This is a genomic window from Rhizobium sp. CF142 (assembly GCF_000281145.1).
GTDB lineage: Bacteria > Pseudomonadota > Alphaproteobacteria > Rhizobiales > Rhizobiaceae > Rhizobium.
Genome location: NZ_AJWE01000109.1, coordinates 126,948 through 144,256 on the forward strand (window position 1 = coordinate 126,948; position 17,309 = coordinate 144,256).

The 17,309-nt window shown below is 59.2% G+C and carries 13 protein-coding genes; 5 read left to right on the forward strand and 8 right to left on the reverse strand.

The genetic code is table 11. The annotated features are described in order from the left end of the window. Window positions 1-2 precede the first annotated feature (2 nt). On the forward strand, window positions 3-2,024 hold the full coding sequence (locus PMI11_RS26390) for a beta-N-acetylhexosaminidase (RefSeq protein ID WP_007823412.1): 2,022 nt from the start codon (window positions 3-5) through the stop codon (window positions 2,022-2,024). A 126-nt stretch (window positions 2,025-2,150) separates the two neighbouring features. On the opposite strand, the gene PMI11_RS26395 is transcribed toward PMI11_RS26390, so the two are convergent. After that, complete coding sequence (locus tag PMI11_RS26395; RefSeq protein WP_007823413.1) at window positions 2,151-2,612, reverse strand: winged helix-turn-helix transcriptional regulator; 462 nt, start codon at window positions 2,610-2,612, stop codon at window positions 2,151-2,153. 85 nt (window positions 2,613-2,697) lie between these two features. Between PMI11_RS26395 and PMI11_RS26400 the strand changes: the two genes are divergently transcribed. Further along, window positions 2,698-3,513 carry an oxidoreductase gene (locus PMI11_RS26400; RefSeq protein WP_007823414.1) on the forward strand — a complete coding sequence of 272 codons (816 nt, stop codon included), beginning with the start codon at window positions 2,698-2,700 and terminating at the stop codon, window positions 3,511-3,513. Window positions 3,514-3,562: 49 nt separating this feature from the next. Beyond that, the gene (locus PMI11_RS26405) at window positions 3,563-4,564 is read left to right on the forward strand and encodes an NADP-dependent oxidoreductase (protein WP_007823416.1); all 1,002 of its coding nucleotides are present in this window, start codon (window positions 3,563-3,565) and stop codon (window positions 4,562-4,564) included. Window positions 4,565-4,669: 105 nt separating this feature from the next. Here PMI11_RS26405 and PMI11_RS26410 read toward each other — a convergent pair whose 3' ends face one another. Beyond that, entirely contained in the window at window positions 4,670-5,428 is a 759-nt protein-coding gene (locus tag PMI11_RS26410; protein WP_037072194.1) for a helix-turn-helix domain-containing protein, read from the reverse strand. A 277-nt stretch (window positions 5,429-5,705) separates the two neighbouring features. On the opposite strand from PMI11_RS26410, the gene PMI11_RS26415 reads away from it, so the two are divergent. Continuing rightward, window positions 5,706-6,617 (forward strand): DMT family transporter, encoded by a 912-nt coding sequence (locus PMI11_RS26415; RefSeq protein ID WP_007823419.1) that lies wholly within the window; start codon window positions 5,706-5,708, stop codon window positions 6,615-6,617. A gap of 99 nt (window positions 6,618-6,716) precedes the next feature. Here PMI11_RS26415 and PMI11_RS26420 read toward each other — a convergent pair whose 3' ends face one another. After that, window positions 6,717-7,919, reverse strand: coding sequence for an ROK family transcriptional regulator (locus PMI11_RS26420; RefSeq protein ID WP_037072197.1), 1,203 nt, complete (start codon window positions 7,917-7,919; stop codon window positions 6,717-6,719). Window positions 7,920-8,217: 298 nt separating this feature from the next. Here PMI11_RS26420 and PMI11_RS26425 point away from each other — a divergent pair, with 298 nt between their 5' ends. Next, window positions 8,218-9,132 (forward strand): DMT family transporter, encoded by a 915-nt coding sequence (locus tag PMI11_RS26425; RefSeq protein WP_037072199.1) that lies wholly within the window; start codon window positions 8,218-8,220, stop codon window positions 9,130-9,132. Here the strand turns inward: PMI11_RS26425 and PMI11_RS26430 are convergent. Genes PMI11_RS26430 through PMI11_RS26450 form a run of 5 tightly spaced genes read right to left on the reverse strand, consistent with a single transcriptional unit; the run spans window position 9,129 to window position 17,305 of the window. Further along, window positions 9,129-10,274: a glycosyltransferase family 2 protein gene (locus PMI11_RS26430; RefSeq protein ID WP_007823423.1), complete on the reverse strand. Its 1,146-nt coding sequence runs from the start codon at window positions 10,272-10,274 to the stop codon at window positions 9,129-9,131. The genes PMI11_RS26425 and PMI11_RS26430 overlap by 4 nt on opposite strands. 10 nt (window positions 10,275-10,284) lie before the next feature. Beyond that, window positions 10,285-12,027: an ABC transporter ATP-binding protein gene (locus tag PMI11_RS26435; protein WP_007823425.1), complete on the reverse strand. Its 1,743-nt coding sequence runs from the start codon at window positions 12,025-12,027 to the stop codon at window positions 10,285-10,287. Beyond that, entirely contained in the window at window positions 12,024-13,115 is a 1,092-nt protein-coding gene (locus PMI11_RS26440; protein WP_007823426.1) for a glycosyltransferase family 2 protein, read from the reverse strand. Before PMI11_RS26440 ends, PMI11_RS26435 begins: the two co-directional genes overlap by 4 nt. A gap of 6 nt (window positions 13,116-13,121) precedes the next feature. Further along, the gene (locus PMI11_RS26445) at window positions 13,122-16,133 is read right to left on the reverse strand and encodes a glycosyltransferase (protein WP_037072202.1); all 3,012 of its coding nucleotides are present in this window, start codon (window positions 16,131-16,133) and stop codon (window positions 13,122-13,124) included. Further along, window positions 16,127-17,305 carry a glycosyltransferase family 2 protein gene (locus tag PMI11_RS26450; protein ID WP_007823430.1) on the reverse strand — a complete coding sequence of 393 codons (1,179 nt, stop codon included), beginning with the start codon at window positions 17,303-17,305 and terminating at the stop codon, window positions 16,127-16,129. Before PMI11_RS26450 ends, PMI11_RS26445 begins: the two co-directional genes overlap by 7 nt. Window positions 17,306-17,309: the final 4 nt, after the last annotated feature.

A 17,309-nucleotide genomic window follows, 5' to 3' on the forward strand; every position in this document is an offset into this window, starting at 1 on the left:
TCATGTCCACACCGCGACCTCAGGCCCTGCGGCTCGAAACAGTCTGGAATCCGCCGGCCGAGGGCAAGGATTTTTCCTATGTCCTGCAGCTCAAGAACCTCAATGCCGAGCCGCTGTCCGGCTTCTCACTCTGCGTCAGCGGGCCCGGGCGGGTCGATCCCGCCGGTCGCGTCGAGGGTGCGACAGTTTCCAAAAGGCTGTCAAATTTCACCGAATTTCATCCTCCGGAAGGCTTTATTCTCGACAAGGGCGAGACCTGGACGATTTCCGTCCATGCATTGAGCTGGCAGTTCCGTCATTGGACGGATGGTGCAACGAGCGCTTATCTGGCCTTTGCCGACGGTAGCACAGTTTCGCTCGGGCTCGAGCCGACGCGGTCTTCCGCCAGCAATGCACCATTGAAGCGTGGTGCGGAGATCTTTCCGGTACCTGCCACTGTGCCCGTTCAGGTTTCAATCATTCCCTGGCCGAACCACGTCGCCGTCGGGTCGCGTCAGCCCTTGCCGGCAGGGTTTTCGCTGCAGGCCGACGATCCGGACGCAAAAGCGGCTGCCGACAGCTTCAAGGCGCTGGTCGACCATCTCTTCGCTGTCGAAGGCATCATCCGCACTGCCGCGGAAGGCGCTTCAAGCGTCAGCTTGAGGAAGACTGCCGGTTTCGGCCCCGAAGCCTATCGGCTGAGCTTCGAAGGCGAGGCGATCACCGTCGAGGCGAGCAGTCGCGCCGGCTTCCTCTACGGCCTTGTGACGCTCGGGCAGATCTGGCGCGGTGCGCGCCTGCATCCAAGGACTTTCCAGTTCCCCGCCTCGGGCGAGATCGTGGATGAGCCGTCGATGGGTTGGCGCGGGTTGCATCTTGATGTTGCCCGTCAGTTCTATGGCGAGGCCGAAATCAAGAAGCTGATGGCGGTGCTGACCTGGAACAAGCTCAACCGTTTCCATTGGCACCTCTCCGATGACGAAGCCTGGCGTGTCGAAATCGATGCATATCCGGCGCTGACCGAAATCGGTGCATGGCGCGGTCACGGTCTTGCCCTGCCGCCGCTGCTCGGCTCCAGCCCGGCCCCCACCGGCGGCTACTATACTAAGGTTGCCATTCGCGAGATTGTCGCCTGCGCGCAAGGGTTCGGCATCGAAATCGTGCCGGAGATCGACATACCCGGCCATTGCTACGCCATGCTGCAGTCGATACCGGAACTGCGCGATCCGCAAGAGGCCGGCAGCTACTATTCGGTTCAGGGCTTCCCGGACAATTGCATCAATCCCGCCCGCGAAAAGACCTATGAGGTCATCGAAACGATCTTTTCGGAACTCATCGAGCTTTTCCCCTTCAAGACCATCCACATCGGCGCCGACGAAGTGCCACTCGGCGCATGGTCGGGCTCGCCGGAGGCGCTCTTAGCGCTGCGTTCGCTCGCCGGTGATGAGGTTGCCGATGCGCATGCCAAGCGCCTGAACGTGATCACCAACACGCATGGAGCCGATGACATCCATGGCTCGGGTGCGGCCTTCCTGCAGGCAGAGTTCCTGAAGCGCATTCAGAGCTTCCTCGCCTCTAAGGGCTGCATTACCGGCGGCTGGGAAGAAGCGGCGCATGGCGACGTCATCGACAAATCGAAGAGCTATCTTTGCAGCTGGCGCAATGTGGAAGTCGCCGCCGAACTTGCCAATCGCGGCTATGAGATCGTCGTCTGCCCGGGACAGGTCTACTATCTCGACATGGCGTTGCGGCCGGACTGGGACGAGCCGGGCGCCAGCTGGGCCGGCACGTCGGATGCCGAGAAGCTCTACACCTTCGATCCGGTCAGCGGCTGGACGGAAACCCAGAAGCAGAAGCTTCGCGGCATTCAGGCCTGCATCTGGTCCGAACCGATGACCGATCGCGCCGTCTTCGATCGGCTGGTCTTTCCGCGCCTGTCCGCGCTTGCCGAAACAGGCTGGACGAAACCGTCGTCCAAGTCGTGGGAGCGTTTCAAGGCGCTCGCAGGGCTGATGCCGCTGCTCTACGGGCTGCAGCAGTCGTAAGCTCGGGTTTGGATTGAGGATCATCTTTGCCATCACCGGAGACTGTGATGGCAATGGACACTGACATTGCTCTTAAGCTGCGAGCTCGAGCGTCGCAGACACGTCGGAGCAAGCCTGCGCTGGCGGTCAGTCCTGCTGATCCTGCGGCGGGGCGGTGCATCCTGGTTCGGCGATGCGAATGGGGCGGGTTCCAACAGGGGCGCCGGTCGCGCGATCGATGGTGACGGGATCGATCTCGGTTCCGGTTTCGGCATCGAAGAAGCGGGTGACTTCGCCGCCGCCGCGGTGCTTGCGGCCCCAGGCGCCGATCGCAAACAGAACTGGCAAAAAGTCGCGGCCGGCCTCTGTCAGCACATATTCGTCGCGCGGTGGGCGCTCGGAATAGCGACGTTTTTCCAGCAGCCCTTCCTCGGTCAGCGATGACAGCCGCCCCGTCAGCATCGTTGGGGCAATGCCTAGGCTTTTTCGAAAATCATCAAAGCGGGTCAGCCCCGCATGGGCGTCGCGCATGATCAGCATGCTCCACGCATCGCCCACGAGCGCCAGGCTGCGGGCGATAAGGCAGGGCTGATCCGAAAGTTTTTTCATGTCGATATCTTTTTAGTAGTGACTTGCTATCAATTTGATAGTAACAGAATGTACATGGATGTTCCACGACAAAACGAAGGCAGAGATGAGTAAGAGAGAACGCGGCATTGCCCTGGTAACCGGGGCGTCCTCCGGCATCGGGCTGGTGACGGCGAAAGCGCTGCGGCGCGATGGTTACCGTGTGTTCGGCACCAGCCGAAGGTCGATGCCCGATACCGCCGACGGGATCACGATGCTGATCTGCGATGTGATCGACGATCAGTCCGTGCAGGGCGTCGTTGACGAGGTTCTGAGCCGGGCAGGGCGGATCGATCTTCTCGTCAACAATGCCGGGATCGGCCTGCTTGGTGGCGCCGAGGAATCGACGACGGCGCAGGCGAAATCCGTATTCGACGTCAACGTCTTCGGCACCATACGGATGACGAATGCGGTACTGCCGGTGATGCGGCGGCAACGCAGCGGCCGGATCGTCAACCTGAGCTCAATCCTCGGGCTGATCCCGGCGCCTTTCAACGCGCTCTACGCCGCGACCAAGCACGCGATCGAAGGCTATTCGGAATCCCTCGACCACGAAGTGCGCACGCAAGGCATCCGTGTGGTGCTCGTCGAACCGGGCGTCACCCGCACCTCCTTCGAGGAGAACATCACGCGGCCGGACCGGCCGCTTGCCATCTACGATGCGGTGCGTGCCGACGCCGAAAAGCTGATGCGCGAAATCGTCTCGAAGGGCGATGCACCCGAGGTGGTGGCCGCAACTATCGCCCAAGCCGCCAATGCGCCATCGCCAAAGAGACGCTACACGGCTGGAAAAGCCGCGGGACAGGTGCGCTTCATCCGCCGCTTTCTGCCCGAGTCCTTCGTCGACAAGAGCCTCCGGAAATTCAACAAGCTTCCCGAGTGAGCCTGCCTTGTCGCTGTGCCGGCTCACCATACAAACGAAAGTTCGTCCAATGAAAGCATTCCTGATCGATCGCTACAAGAAAGGCGGCGCCCTCAGGCTCGGCCATAGCCCCGAACCGCAACTGCGTGAAAACGACGTGGTGGTCGAGATCCATGCCGCCAGCGTGAATCTGCTGGATGCCAAGATCCGGGACGGGGAATTCAAGCTCATCCTGCCCTACCGGCTTCCGCTGGTGCTCGGCAATGATGTCGCGGGCGTCGTGGTCCGGGTCGGGGCGAATGTCCGGCAGTTCAAGCCGGGCGACGAGGTCTATGCGCGGCCTAGCCAGGATCGCATCGGGACGTTCGCCGAGTATATCGCCATCGATGCGGCCGATGTCGCGCTGAAGCCCGCCAATCTCAACATGGAAGAGGCCGCGTCGATTCCGCTGGTGGCGCTGACCGCATGGCAGGTTCTGGTCGAGCGTGCCAAATTGCAGAAGGGACAGAGGATACTGATCCATGCGGGCTCCGGCGGCGTTGGTACTGTTGCCATCCAGCTTGCCAAACATCTCGGCGCCCATGTGGCGACGACCACGAGCACGGCAAACATCGATCTGGTGAAAAGCCTCGGCGCCGACGTGGTGGTCGACTACAAGAAGGAAGACTTCGAAAAGGTGCTGAAGGGCTATGATGTCGTGTTGAACAGCCTGGGCAAGGACACGCTGGAGAAATCGCTCGCCGTCCTGAAGCCGGGCGGCAAGCTGATCTCGATATCAGGTCCGCCCGATCCCGATTTCGCCAAGGAGAACGGCTCGGGCTGGCTGCTGCAGCAAGTCATGCGCCTTTTGAGCTTCGGCATCAGGCGGAAAGCGAAACGCCGGGGGATCGGCTATTCTTTCCTCTTCATGATCGCAAACGGCGCTCAGCTCGGCAAGATCACCTCGCTGATCGAGGCAGGCGCCATCCGCCCCGTCATCGACCGGGCCTTCCAATTCGAGAAGACCAATGAGGCGCTGGACTATGTGGAAACGGGCCGCGCGAAAGGCAAGGTCGTCATTGCGGTGAAGTGAGGTCTGGACCCTCGGTTTAGCCGAGCGGCTTTTGCAGGTGTCGAGGCGCGGATTGGTTTCGGAGATCAAGGCTGCCGTCTCGTCCCGCCTACAACGAACAAACGCTTATCGAGCGAAGGCGCTTGATTGTCGTTGCCGGTAGGCTGAGGGTGTGACGCCTGTGCCCAGCTTGAATGCCCGTGTCATGTGGCTCTGGCTGCTGAAGCCGCAGGCGGAAGCGATCTCTGCGATTGGGTCCATCCCGCACAACATCGATTTGGCGCGCTCGACACGCCGGTGGGCCACCCAGCCATGCGGGGACACACCATAGCTTGCCCGGAACATCCGCTGAAAATGAAAGGCGCTGAGCTGCCCGATCGCCGCCAGATCCTGCAAGCGGATTGCCTCATCGAGATGGGCCTCGATGTATTCCAGACTCCGGCGCCGCACATGAGGAGCGAGCCCGCCGCTGATCGCGCAGGGACGCATCCCTCCATAACGCGGATCAACGAAGAAATCGTTGATCGTCTGTGTCATCGCTTCTTCAGCCTGCAGATGACTGCCCGCCACCATCGCTTTCGTCATCTGAAGAAGCGTACGCGCCAAGGCGGGCGCATCTGCGAAGGTTACTTCGGGAAGGGCCATAAGCCGAGCATCGCGGTCAAACATCTCCGCAAACATCCGGCGCATCTGATCGTCGGGAACATACAGATGGACGAATTGGGAGAAGTCGGTGATTTCCCATTCGGAGGAGTGCTCCTGTGGCATGATGCACAGGACTCCCGGACGGCCGCGCGCGGCGGGGCTGCCATCCAGACGACGCGTTCCGGCGCCACCCCTCAGATAAAGACTGAACGTATGACCGTTCGGCCGCTGATAGCTCATCCTATCGTGTGCATTGCTCCAGATGGCAGCTGATCGCCCGAACCCCAAATCGATAGACTGCGACATCCGCGCAGTGGGAGATGCGGACAAAAACCTGAAAACCGAGGGGTGATTATATTTCACCAATTCTTCCCCACACCTGACCATGCCGTGTGAATAGTACCGGCGGACGACCCGCATGGCGAGCCGGAAGTCCGGGCAGATCGATTTCATAGCAAGAATCTGCAAGAGGCCTGCTCACGGTTCGCCTATTGGTCGGGAAAACGAGGATCACTCCATGGCAAATGCCGCTCTCTTCATCGCGACCGTCCTTATATGGGGGACGACATGGATCGCCATTGCGATGCAGGTCGGCCCCGTACCGGTCTTGGTCTCGGTCTTTTACAGATTCGCGGTCGCGGCAGTGATCCTCGTCACCATCCTGGCCGTCATGCGGCGGTTCAAGCTCCCTGCCTTGCGCGATCAGCCTTTCATCCTCACGCAAGCACTCTGCCTGTTCAGCCTCAATTTCATCTGTTTCTACAACGCAGCCGCCTCTATCCCGTCTGGGCTGATCTCCGTGATCTTCTCGCTCGCAACGATCTACAATGCCGTCAATGCGCGCCTCTTCTTCGGCGACCGCATTACAGGCCGCACGCTTCTCGCAGCCGCGCTCGGAGCAACCGGCCTTCTCCTCCTTTTCGGACAGGACGTTGTCGTCGATTTTGATATGGGTACGTTGAAAGGGATCGGGCTCGCGGCGCTTGGCACGCTGTTCTTCTCGCTGGGCAATATGGCATCGCGTCGAAACAGCGCTGCCGGAATCTCACCACTTACCGCCAATGCCTGGGGCATGACCTATGGCGCGATTGTCCTCCTCTCCCTCATTGCCGTGACGCGAACGCCGATCGTGGCGCCGCCCAACATCACCTATCTTGCCGCACTGCTCTATCTCGCGGCGATCGGATCGGTGATCGGCTTCACCACCTATCTCATGCTGGTGTCGCGCATCGGCTCCTCACGCGCTGCCTATGCCACCGTCCTGTTCCCAATCGTCGCCCTGTCGCTATCGACTGTCTTCGAGGGTTACCACTGGAGCGGTTTAGGCCTGATCGGCCTGGCGCTGACGCTTCTCGGGAACGTGGTCATCTTTGCGCGACCTCTGGCCCGTCGCCCGCACCAAGCCGATGCGAGGCCGTCTGCCTCCTGAGGGCGCCGATAGGCGGTCATCGATACTTTCTATGACCGCTGCGTAAAGATCTTCCTTTCGAACGGAGCTGTGGCGGTGACCTGACCAATGAGCCTCGGCTCAGCCAAGCGGCTTTTGCAGAACGTCGAAGCGCGGATTGGTTTCGGAAAATATCGGCAGGGCGGCGGCGCCGAGAATTGCCGTATCCTTGCCGGTCATGCCGATCATGACGCGAGGAATGGTCCGCTTCTGGCTGGGGTCGATCGGAATGTGCAACGGCTCCAGCCGCTCGGCGAGCCGCTGCATCAGCGATGTCGATATGCTGCCTCCAAGCACGATGGTCTGCGGATCGAAGGCCAGTTCCAGAAAATCGACGGTCTGCCGCAGCGGCTGGACCGCCTGATCCAGCCAGGCATCCAGACCTTCGCCGCCTTTGGCGATCAGCGCATCGAGTTCATCCGGCAAAAGCTCTGCAGCATTCGTAATCCCCATGAATTCATAGGCAACAGTCGGCGACACGTAACGATCGAGGCACCCGCGCTTGCCGCAGCTGCAGAGCCGGCCATGCGGCTCGATGATGATGTGGCCGATCTCGCCGGCATTCTGCCGACTGCCCTTGTAGAGGTGCCCATCGAGAAACATGCCGGCGCCGATGCCGCCGCCACCGGCAAGAAAAAGATAGACGAAGCTGCTGAAGCCGCGGGCAACACCGTGCAGGCGTTCGCCGATGGCAGCCGCCGTTGCGTCATTCTCGACAAGCACCGGCACCTTGACGCGCCGTTCCAGCTCATAGCCGACAGGGAAGTCCTGCCAACCCGGCAGGTTCTGCGGGCTGAGCGACGTGACCCCTCCCTCCGCATAGCGACCGGGTAGGGCCATGCCGACACCGAGCAGCCTGTTGCGATCGAAGGAGAAAGCTTGCTGTAGATCCTCGACTATAGAACCGAGGACAGGCATCGCCTGTTCGGGATCGGGATGTTCGACATGGCGCTCGATGCTTGCACAGACGGCGCCCGAGAGATCGGTCAGCACACCACTGGCACGCTGGCGGCCAAGTTCGAGGCCGATGGAATAGGCCCCGTGCGGGTTGATCGAGTAGGGAATGATCGGCTGGCCACGCGCAAGCTTCTGCGCTTTCGCTGGCACGAGCAGGTGAGAACGCTGTAGTTCCTCGACGATGTTCGAGACCGTTTGCGCCGTCAGCGCGGTCATACGGGCGATCGCGGCGCGCGACAGCGGACCGTTGGTACGGATAGCCTCAATCACGACACGCCTGTTGTGTGACTTGGCCTGCTCGAGATTGGTGCCTGAAATCGCTTTCATGGTGTCTTTATGGAGTTTGAGTCTCACCATTGCCACAAGACGATCACCTGGGGAAGAGGAGAAGTGTGCAGTCTTTTCAATGTGATCGCGACGACAATTGATACCGATTGTTTCGCCGGTTCTTAAAGTATCACTTTAACAGCTGTGTCGCGGAGATCGATGCTGTTGACGGCGCAGGACAGGCATCGAATTCATCTGAATGATAAGAGATCCCTTATGAAAATCGTCTTGTCGGGAATCGACGTCGACAGGATGAAGTTCTATGGCAGGTGGAAAGCCTAACCAATTGAGACGAATCATGAATTTGCGCATCAGCCGCACTGCAGGAAACACGGTACTCCTCGGCGTGCTGCTGATGCTTCTCGGCGATTTCCTGTTTTCGCTGAACGACGCCATGGGCAAATGGCTGGTGGCGAGCTTTGCGGTCGGTCAGGTCTTGGTGATCCGGTCGCTCGGCTCCTTTCTGATCCTTGCACCGATGATTGCCAGGCAAGGACCTCGCTCGCTATTTCAGGTCGAACGTGTGCCCCTGCAGATCCTGCGGGTGATCCTGACGACAGGGGATGTCGCATTTTTCTATGCCGCGGTCGCCTACCTTCCGCTCGCCGACGTCATGACCTTCTACATGGCCGGCCCCATCTATGTAGCCGCCCTTTCGCATTTCTTCCTCGGCGAAACGATCGGCTGGCGCCGCTGGCTCGCCGTCATCATAGGCTTTATCGGCGTCGTGGTAGCGCTAAGACCATCGACAGCAATGTTATCCTGGCCGTCGATCTTCGGCCTGATCGGCAGCCTTTCCTTCGCGCTGACGCTGATCCTCGGTCGTCGGCTGCGGCAAACGGGTGACGCCACGCTTGTGACATGGCAGACAGTCGGCGCCCTCGTCACCGGTCTAATCCTAAGCGTGGGCGACTGGCGTTCCATGTCCGTCCTCGACTTCGCCGCGATGCTGGCGCTAGGTATTGTCGCGGGCAGCGCCCATATGATGATCACGCGCGCGCTGAAGCTTGCCCCAGCCTCCCTGCTTGCACCGCTTCAATACAGCCTGCTGCTCTGGGCAATCGTGCTTGGCTATGTTTTCTTCGGCGAGCTGCCGGACAGCCAGATTCTGGTCGGCTCCGTCATCATTGTTCTCGCAGGCCTCTTCATTTTCCATCGCAAGAACATCGTGGACGTCACGCCCAACGCTGACGTTCCGCCCGATGGTCATTAGGGGTCACACGGTCTCGTGGCGATTTCACAGCTGGGGAAGTCTACCGGCTCATCGCTCTCACGGATCGAACTCATCCTGGCGTCCACCGCAGTCAGTCGCCTCAGATGACGCCGTGACGACAGGGTCTCTTCCGGGCCTTCAACAGGCGCAAGGATGATTTGCTCGTCGAATTTCGATTTGTTCAACATACCATTCGCCATTCCTGGCTCGGGAGCACGGCGTTGCTTCGCTACAAGCCGGATGGCTTGCCTTACGAAACTGAGCATAAAAAGCGGGTTTTGAAAAATCGCCCAGGCGGTCACGATTGACAGATGCAGATTCCCCGCCTTTCTGTACTGCCGGAATGCATATTTTTGAGTAAGCGCGATAGCGCTTCTGGCTGCGTATCTCGGAAGCTGCGGATTTGCGGCGACCGAGCGCTTGATTACTTCCAAAAGACCTTGAGCCATTCGCGTGTAATTGGACGACATGTTGCCGGGATATTTTCTGTATCCCACCAGGCGTTCGGGAACGACTTCCATGCAATAACGTGCGGCAAGCCTAAGTTCGAAATCGACGTCTTCGCAGCCTCCAATACCTGCTGCTGCGTATGAGCTATCAAACCCACCGATCTCACGCGCAACGTCCCGTCGGACGAGAAGCGCGCTTCCGTTACCTATATATTTGAAATTCAGATGCCGGGCATAGATATAGCCCCTTGCGATTTTGGATCCGCCGAGCCCAATGATTTCGTCGTCCTGATCGATGATATAATGCAGCACATAGACCGCGGCCCATCGCGGCGACAAGCGATTGAGAGCGTTGACCTGCTTCTCGATTTTCGTCGGGTGCCAGAGGTCGTCGGCGTCAAGGAATGCTACAAATCGACCTGATGATGCGTCGATTCCAGTATTCCTTGCGGCTGCGACACCGCGGTTTGGTGTGGACACGAGGCGGATGCGTGAATCCGTCATCGCTATCTGCTCGACCAGTTGTGCCGTGTCGTCCGTGGAGCCGTCATTGACGACAATGATCTCCAGGGCGGTATAGGTCTGGCGCGCAGCGGATCGAAGCGTGCGCTCAATATACGCGGAAGCGTTGAAGGCCGGAATGACGACCGAAACCAAGGGCTGGGCGGAATAAAAAGCGTCTCCCTGATCCATTGATTATTCCTTATACCGCTGGCGGGACGAGACGAATCTGATGCTTCATCAGGCTCGCAACGGACGATCTATGGCTGACGATAATCAGTGTTCGGCTCTGATATTCCCTAAGCAGAAGGGAAAGCACCCGCGCCTCGGTCGCCTCGTCAAGCGCGTTGGTGGCTTCGTCGAGGAGCAGGATCTCCGGCCGGCCGGCGAGTGCACGCGCCAGGCCGATGCGCTGCCGCTGGCCGCCCGAAAGCCTTATCGCCTCATCACCCAGCCATTCATCGAAGCCGGAAGGCAGTTTCTCGATGAACTCAGTCGCGCAAGCCACATCTGCCGCCCAGCGCACATCCTCCTCGGAAATTTCGCGGCGGAACCGGATGTTGTCGAGGACCGTACCTTCCATCAATTCGACGTCCTGGCCCGAAACTGAGAATAGCTGCAGCCAGCTCGATCGTTCGATGGTCGAAAGATCCCTGCCGTCGAAGGTTATACGACCCTCACTTGGCTGGATGAGATCGAGCAGCATGTTGAGGATGGTCGTCTTGCCGGAGCCGCTTTGTCCGGTCAACGCGGTGGTCTCTCCTGTCCTGATGGAGAAGCTGGCTCGGCTGACGGCGGGAACGCTGCTGCCTTCATATGAGAAGGAGACATCATGGAAAGCGATTTCCTTCTGCAGATGTCTGAGCTTTTCTCCGCAGGTGACCTGTCTGGCATCGTCGGCCTCGGAAATTATCGCCAGAACGTTCTGCAGAGGCGCCTCCAGGGCATGCAGGCCAAGGATCTGGGAATCAAACTCCTTGATATACGGTTGAAGCCTGTAAAGAAGGATGGTCGCCGACAATGCTGCACGGAAGTCTACCGGCAGAAATTGCGAGGACAGAATGATCGTCAGGATCACGCCGAATGTCAGCACTTCGCTCAAAAGTGAGGTTGCCGCACTCATCCGGTCGGAATGGGACCAGGTTTTCCCGACATCCGTGGAAAGCGCGTCGAAAATGCTTTCGTGGCGCTTTTCCAGGCCGAAGCTTTTCACGGCCTTTAAGGTCTGCAGCGTGGTCCAGGTTAGTTGTGTCAGGTCCTCCACTGCCGAAATGGCGGCCGCGCCTGTACGCCGATATGCCTCGGCAAACAGGCCGAGGGTCAGATTATGGACAACGCCGAAAATAAGCCCGAGCACGGCGATCGGCCATGCCATCACGAGCATTCCGGCACCGAAGATGACGATGGTCCCGAGATTGATCCCAAGGCGAACCAGGCTCGCGTGAGCCGAAGCGACCGCATAGGATTCCGTTGCGATGACATTCATGAGGTCGCTGCGTTCGTAATGCTGAAAGCGCTGAAGCGGGATCGTCAGGATTTTTGAATAAAGACGATGCCGAATGCTGCCGCTGATTTGATGGCTGACGGTGCTCGCGATGATCGAATTGGCGCAGCCCAGAACGATCCTGAGGATGATCGCGCAGATCAGGATGGTGACCAGCATAGATTTCGATATCGCGGTTTCAAACCCTCCGAAAAATGCAGGAAGTCCGGCGATTGCAGCACTGGAAGAGGAGCCCTGCTGGCCGAGAACAAAAACGAGGCTCACCAGAAAGGTGATCCCGACCATTTCCATCAGACCGCTCAAGATCCCGACCACGACCATCACCGACGTCTTGAGCCGAAGCGACGGCACGAGTTTCAGAAGCTCGCGGAAGCGGGCTGCGACGATCAGATTGAAGGCGCCGGTCGGCTTGGCGGAAGCGGATTTTCGCAGTGTCATCATGCACCACCTCCGCGCGGTTGGATGAACACGCGAGTCTGTCCAACAGCCGCCGCTTCAAAACGGTCACGGAATGACGTGCCATTCTCGGGGAAAGCGATGACTGTCATTGCTTCCCGTATCGGCGGGGCAGGCCGTTTTCCGGTGACGGGTGCCGACAATCGATTTGCCAATCGTCGTGCGTGGCCTTTGACTGAGTGCCAGACAAGACCGGCACCGTGGATGGCGAGCCTCAGAGGGAAGCGCGCAGCCATTATCGGCGCCAGCTTTCTGACCTGATCATGGTCTTTGCTGGAAAACGCCTTGTGGAAATACCACCGTGCCGTATCGAATTCCGCGGTAGTGGCGGCGGCGGTAAGATGCGGGTGGCGTTTTTTGACCTCTGCCATCACCAGGGCGTGAGATCTCAGCATGCGACAGGCATTGCTCGACATGTTTCCCTGAGTAAAACGGTATCCCGTCAGAAAATCAGGGACCGGGGCGAAAGGTAGCCTTTCGGCCAGCGCCAGATATAGCTTCTGATCTTCGCATCCCTCAGCCTTTTGATCGCGCAGCGACGGATCGTAGCCACCACATGCCAGGACATCCGCACGCGGCATGAGCGGCGTGCTGCCGTTACCGATAAAATTCTCCCGAACCATGATTTCGAAGACGTCGCCCTTGTACAGCACAGGTTTCGAATGGGCGAAAATCACGTCATTCACGTCGATGGCCGCGTACCAGTTGTAGGCGACCCCGTGCCCGTCGGGGAGGCTGGCGAGCGCTCGGAGCTGCAATTCGATTTTTCGGGGATGCCAGAGATCGTCGGCATCGATGGGGGCAATGTATCTGCCGGCTGCTTCGCGGATTGCCAGGTTGCGGGCGCGAGCCACACCGCCGTTTTCCTGTCTCAGGACCCTGATGCGTGAATCTTGGAGGCGATATTCGTTTGCCAGTTCGTACGTTCCGTCCTTAGAGCCATCGTCGACCACAAGGATTTCGAGGCGTTCATGGGTCTGGTTCGATACGCTGCGAATTGTATTCGCGAGTGTTTTCGCGGCGTTGTAGGCAGGAATAACAACCGTGACCAAGGGGAGCGGATCGACGTTCATGGTTCGCTATCCAATGAAGGCGTCGGGTTGTCCCATCAGTTCGGCAAAGGCCCTGAGAGGAAGGTCGCCGCGAACTTCGAGGCGTGGCAGGGATAAGGGGTTGTCCGAAGAGCTCGTCCTTTGAGGCTTTGTTGAAAAGCCGGTCTCGTAACCCGCTTGAGCAAGAATGCCAGGAACACGGAAATCGGTGGAGCCGAAGGGAAGGGCGATGGAGCTCACCGCCTCGCCTAGCCGGCTTTCCAGCGCATCGCGCGAAAGGACCGCTTCGCCCAGCAACGTGGCATTGTCCAGCGAACTTGCCGGCCTGTGAGACGCTAGATGAGACCCGAAACGGATTCCTTGTCGGTGCAGGCTCTGGATATCGGCCCAGGACATCAGCGGTGCCGTATTCCCGTAACCGGCATCCCAATCCGACCTGCCGCCCACCTTATCCGTCACCACGAAGACATCTGCACTGAACCCGTTTTCAGCCAGGATCGGAAAGGCATCGGTAAGAAAGTCGAGATAGGCATCGTCAAAAGTTAGAACGACGGGTCGACCCTGAATGGGCTTGTTCTCGCGCAACAGGCTGGTCAGGCTTTCGGCCGTCAGCGCATAATAGCCCTGTCGCCGGAGGAACTGCATCTGCTTACGGAAGGTATCCGGTGTCACTCGAAAGCGACGGAGCGAGTCCGGTCCGTCGAGCGCGATTCTATGATACATGAGCACCGGAACCGAGGTCACGACCTCATTCGTCCATGCGGCCTCGCGATCGACGCCGGCCGGCCCCCAGATAATGTATTTGGCGACGTTCGCATCGAGAGGTACGCCATGGGGCTCGATATGCACGACTGGTGTTGCCGTATTGCGCTTTGCGAACCGATGAATGGCATAAAGCTCAGCCTCGATCGTCTCCTCCAGCATAAGATCAGGCAGGTTTGACAGGACCTTCTTGATCGTGCCCATGCCAAACGGATTGTTCCAGTCGAAACCGGTTCTGCCGGGCTCGTCGCGCCGGAGATGGGCGTGGGCCGTGATAAGGTAACCGCCCGGTTTCAAGGCGGCCGCGATTTTCCGGCATACCAGCTCCAGGCTGGCCTCGTCGTCGATGAAGTAGAGGACCTCCGAACAGACGATCAGATCCTGTTCGGGCGGAAGTTCGCTTTCAACGAAATCCAGGACGCGAAGCTCCACGTTAGGAAGATCTCGGCATCTCTCGGCTGCCCTTTCAACAGCGCGGCTGGAAATGTCCGCAGCCATCACGAAGCCGACCTTTTGCGCAAGCTTTGCCGTGAACAGCCCTTCCGCGCAGGCAAGCTCCAGGGCTTTTTCGACCCCATCCGGAATGAGGCTCAGCGTCTGCTCGTATTTGACCTGTTCGTATATGGAGACATAGTTCCAGGGATCCGGGCGCTCGAAAAAACGTTCCCAATATTCCTTTTTCGTCGTTGCCTCAGGCAGAGCCGATTGTTCGCCTCCCACTTCAGGGGGCTCGTCGGTCCTCGCGACGACAGGGGTGGCGAGCCGTTGCTGGTAGTCGGATTCCGTCTCCAGCAAGCATGCGTCATTATTCTCCCGTCCTCTAGCAGCAGTTTCGACGAGCGCGGTCAGATGTACCCTTTTGAAGAGATGCTTGATCTGCCGCCGTCGCCCGCTGCGCTGTCGGACAATTTTGCCGAAAGCCCTCATATTGCGAACGGCTCCGGCCGTCCAAGAGCGGGCATAGGAGAACGTTAAAGGTGTAGGCAACCGATCTTCGGCCGGCAATTCATCGATAATGAGGCGAACCTGAGCGCGAACCGAGAGGTCTCCCCACAAGGGGCCGACATGCGATCCGATATATAGCCCTCTAGCAAAGACGTGCAGCAGCAGCGTATCGGCCCCATCAACCTTGGTGATCCAGGCCAGCTTGTCGATGTCGATGGCAGCCACCTGCAGATGGCCGAGCGCGAAGGAGCGAGACATGTCGGGCGCCGAGATTGACCAGACAACGAGCTCTTCCACCCGGCGCCCCGTTCCGGGCAGGGAGTGCCGCTCAAGCAATTGTACGAGATCAAGGAACGCCGGCTTCCAACGCTCCAGCAAATCGACGAGATCGGCGGGACGCGCTACTTTCAGGCCGATCTGCAATCCGTGCAATATCACTTCGGCCAGGAAGTTTTCATAACCGGAAGCGTTGGGGAATTTGGGCAGAAGCTCTGCAAGCGCGGCAAGTTCGTCTCCCGAACAGAGGTTGACTGAGGCGGCCCAGGCGAGCATTCGCAATTGACCGAGAGCAGGCGCCGTCCATCGGGCGTCCTCATCATCCGGCGACAGCCCCTCTTTCAGGCGCAGCGCTTGCGCCCTGCGAGTGACACGGACTGCATCCCTCAGCATTTTCAGCGGATCACCCGAGAGAGAGCCGGTCTTCATGCGATAGAAGGCAAGGCACCCTTCGACCTGCCGGAACGAAACTCCCGCAAAAGCCATACGGAGCCAGAGATCCCATTCCTCACAAGTCTGCAGTTCGACATCCAAACCGCCCAGCCGGATGAAAGGGTCTCTGGGAAAGACCACCGTATGAATGGCCAGGGCACAGAAGGACGAGAATTCCCGCTTTGCCCTGTCGCCTGCGAGATCAGGGGGTATTTCGACACCTAACATCCGGCCGTCCGGCGTGACGCGGCGATGACTGCAATAGGCGATGATCGGTTGCTGGCCATCGGCGGCAACCGGCAGCATGCTTTGGATAAAAACAGGGTCCAGCCAGTCATCCGCATCAAGCATGCAAAGCAGGGGAGCGGTCGCAAACCCGGCGGCTGCGTTACGCGCTGCGGATGCGCCGGCATTCGGCTGACGGTGGATCAGGATCCGGCTGTCCGCTTTCGCAAAGCCCTCGAGCACTTCCCAGGTATCGTCTTTCGAACCGTCATCGACGACCACTGCTTGCCAATTCGACACCGACTGTTTCTGCAAGCTGCCCAAGCAGTCGACCAGAGTTTCTGCCGCGTTGTAGGCGGGGATAAGGAACGATATGTCCGGCTTCGATGCGGTCACCATGCCGGCATCTTCCAGCGGCGAAGGACATACAAGGCGCCGTTCAGGCATCCCAATATTTCCTCCTTCAGAAAGAAGTTGTCCGAGGTCGCTCCCCTGGGCAGCCGTTTCCTCAACTTTCGAAGATAGTACCGGGGCAGGGCGACAAGGATGCGTCGCAGATTGCCCCGGTTTCCGGTGTTCTGGTACTGGACCAGCAGGGCTGCCACATGGCCGCTCATATATTGGCGGATCTGCTTGGCGAGCCCCTTCATCTCTTTGCGATGGAAATGCCAGGAAACCGCCGTCGGCTCGTAGCGACAAGTGCCGCCGTGATGGAGAAGTCGATTCCAGAATTCGGAATCGCCCGAACACCCTGCCGCACCCATATCCAGCCGCACGTCGAACAATCCGATATCGTCGAATACCTGGCGGCGGAATGCCTGGCTTGCGCCCGCGCCGATCAGCCAGGCAGGCGCCCCGAATGGTGCGCTCTGGTGATAGAAGTCCTGACCGAAGTCCTGACGTTTATAGCCTCTGCCAAATCCCCAATGGGTTTCGAATATCAGTTGCGCGGGCGTGGAAAGCTCCCCGGGAAGGACAAGGCCGGTAACGCATCCAATCTCGGGCCGGTCAAAGGCCTTCATCAGGTTCTCCAGCCACTGTTCATGCAGCACCACGTCGTCATCCGTGAACGCCAGGAACTCGGTCTTTGCCGCGCGCACGGCGGCATTGCGGGCGTAGTCCAGTCCGACCCTATTCTCGCGCACATAGATCGCGCCAGCCGCCTCCACGACGCGCCGCGTACCATCACCGGCTGAGGCGTTGTCGACGACGATTACTTCAACTGGAGGTAGTGACTGCCTGGGGATTGATGCGAGACATCTGGCCAGTTCGTCCGGCCGATCCTTGGTGCAGATCAGGAGGCTGACGTCGCGGTTCCTGATCGGCGCCTGCATCACATTTCGAGCGTGTTCGATTGTCTCCGGCAACACGGCGCGCGCAGCCAGAGCGCTCGGGTTTTTGGACCCCTCGATATAGACCTGACCGACGGGAAGGCCTGCGGAGACGAAGACGACGAGCCCGGCGCCGATCGCCGGGGCATTCGCACCAACGTCATCCGACGAAAGATCCAGATATCTGATGGGCACAGGAAAGACGTTGTCTTTCATGTCACGCGGTATGGCGTCACTCATTATT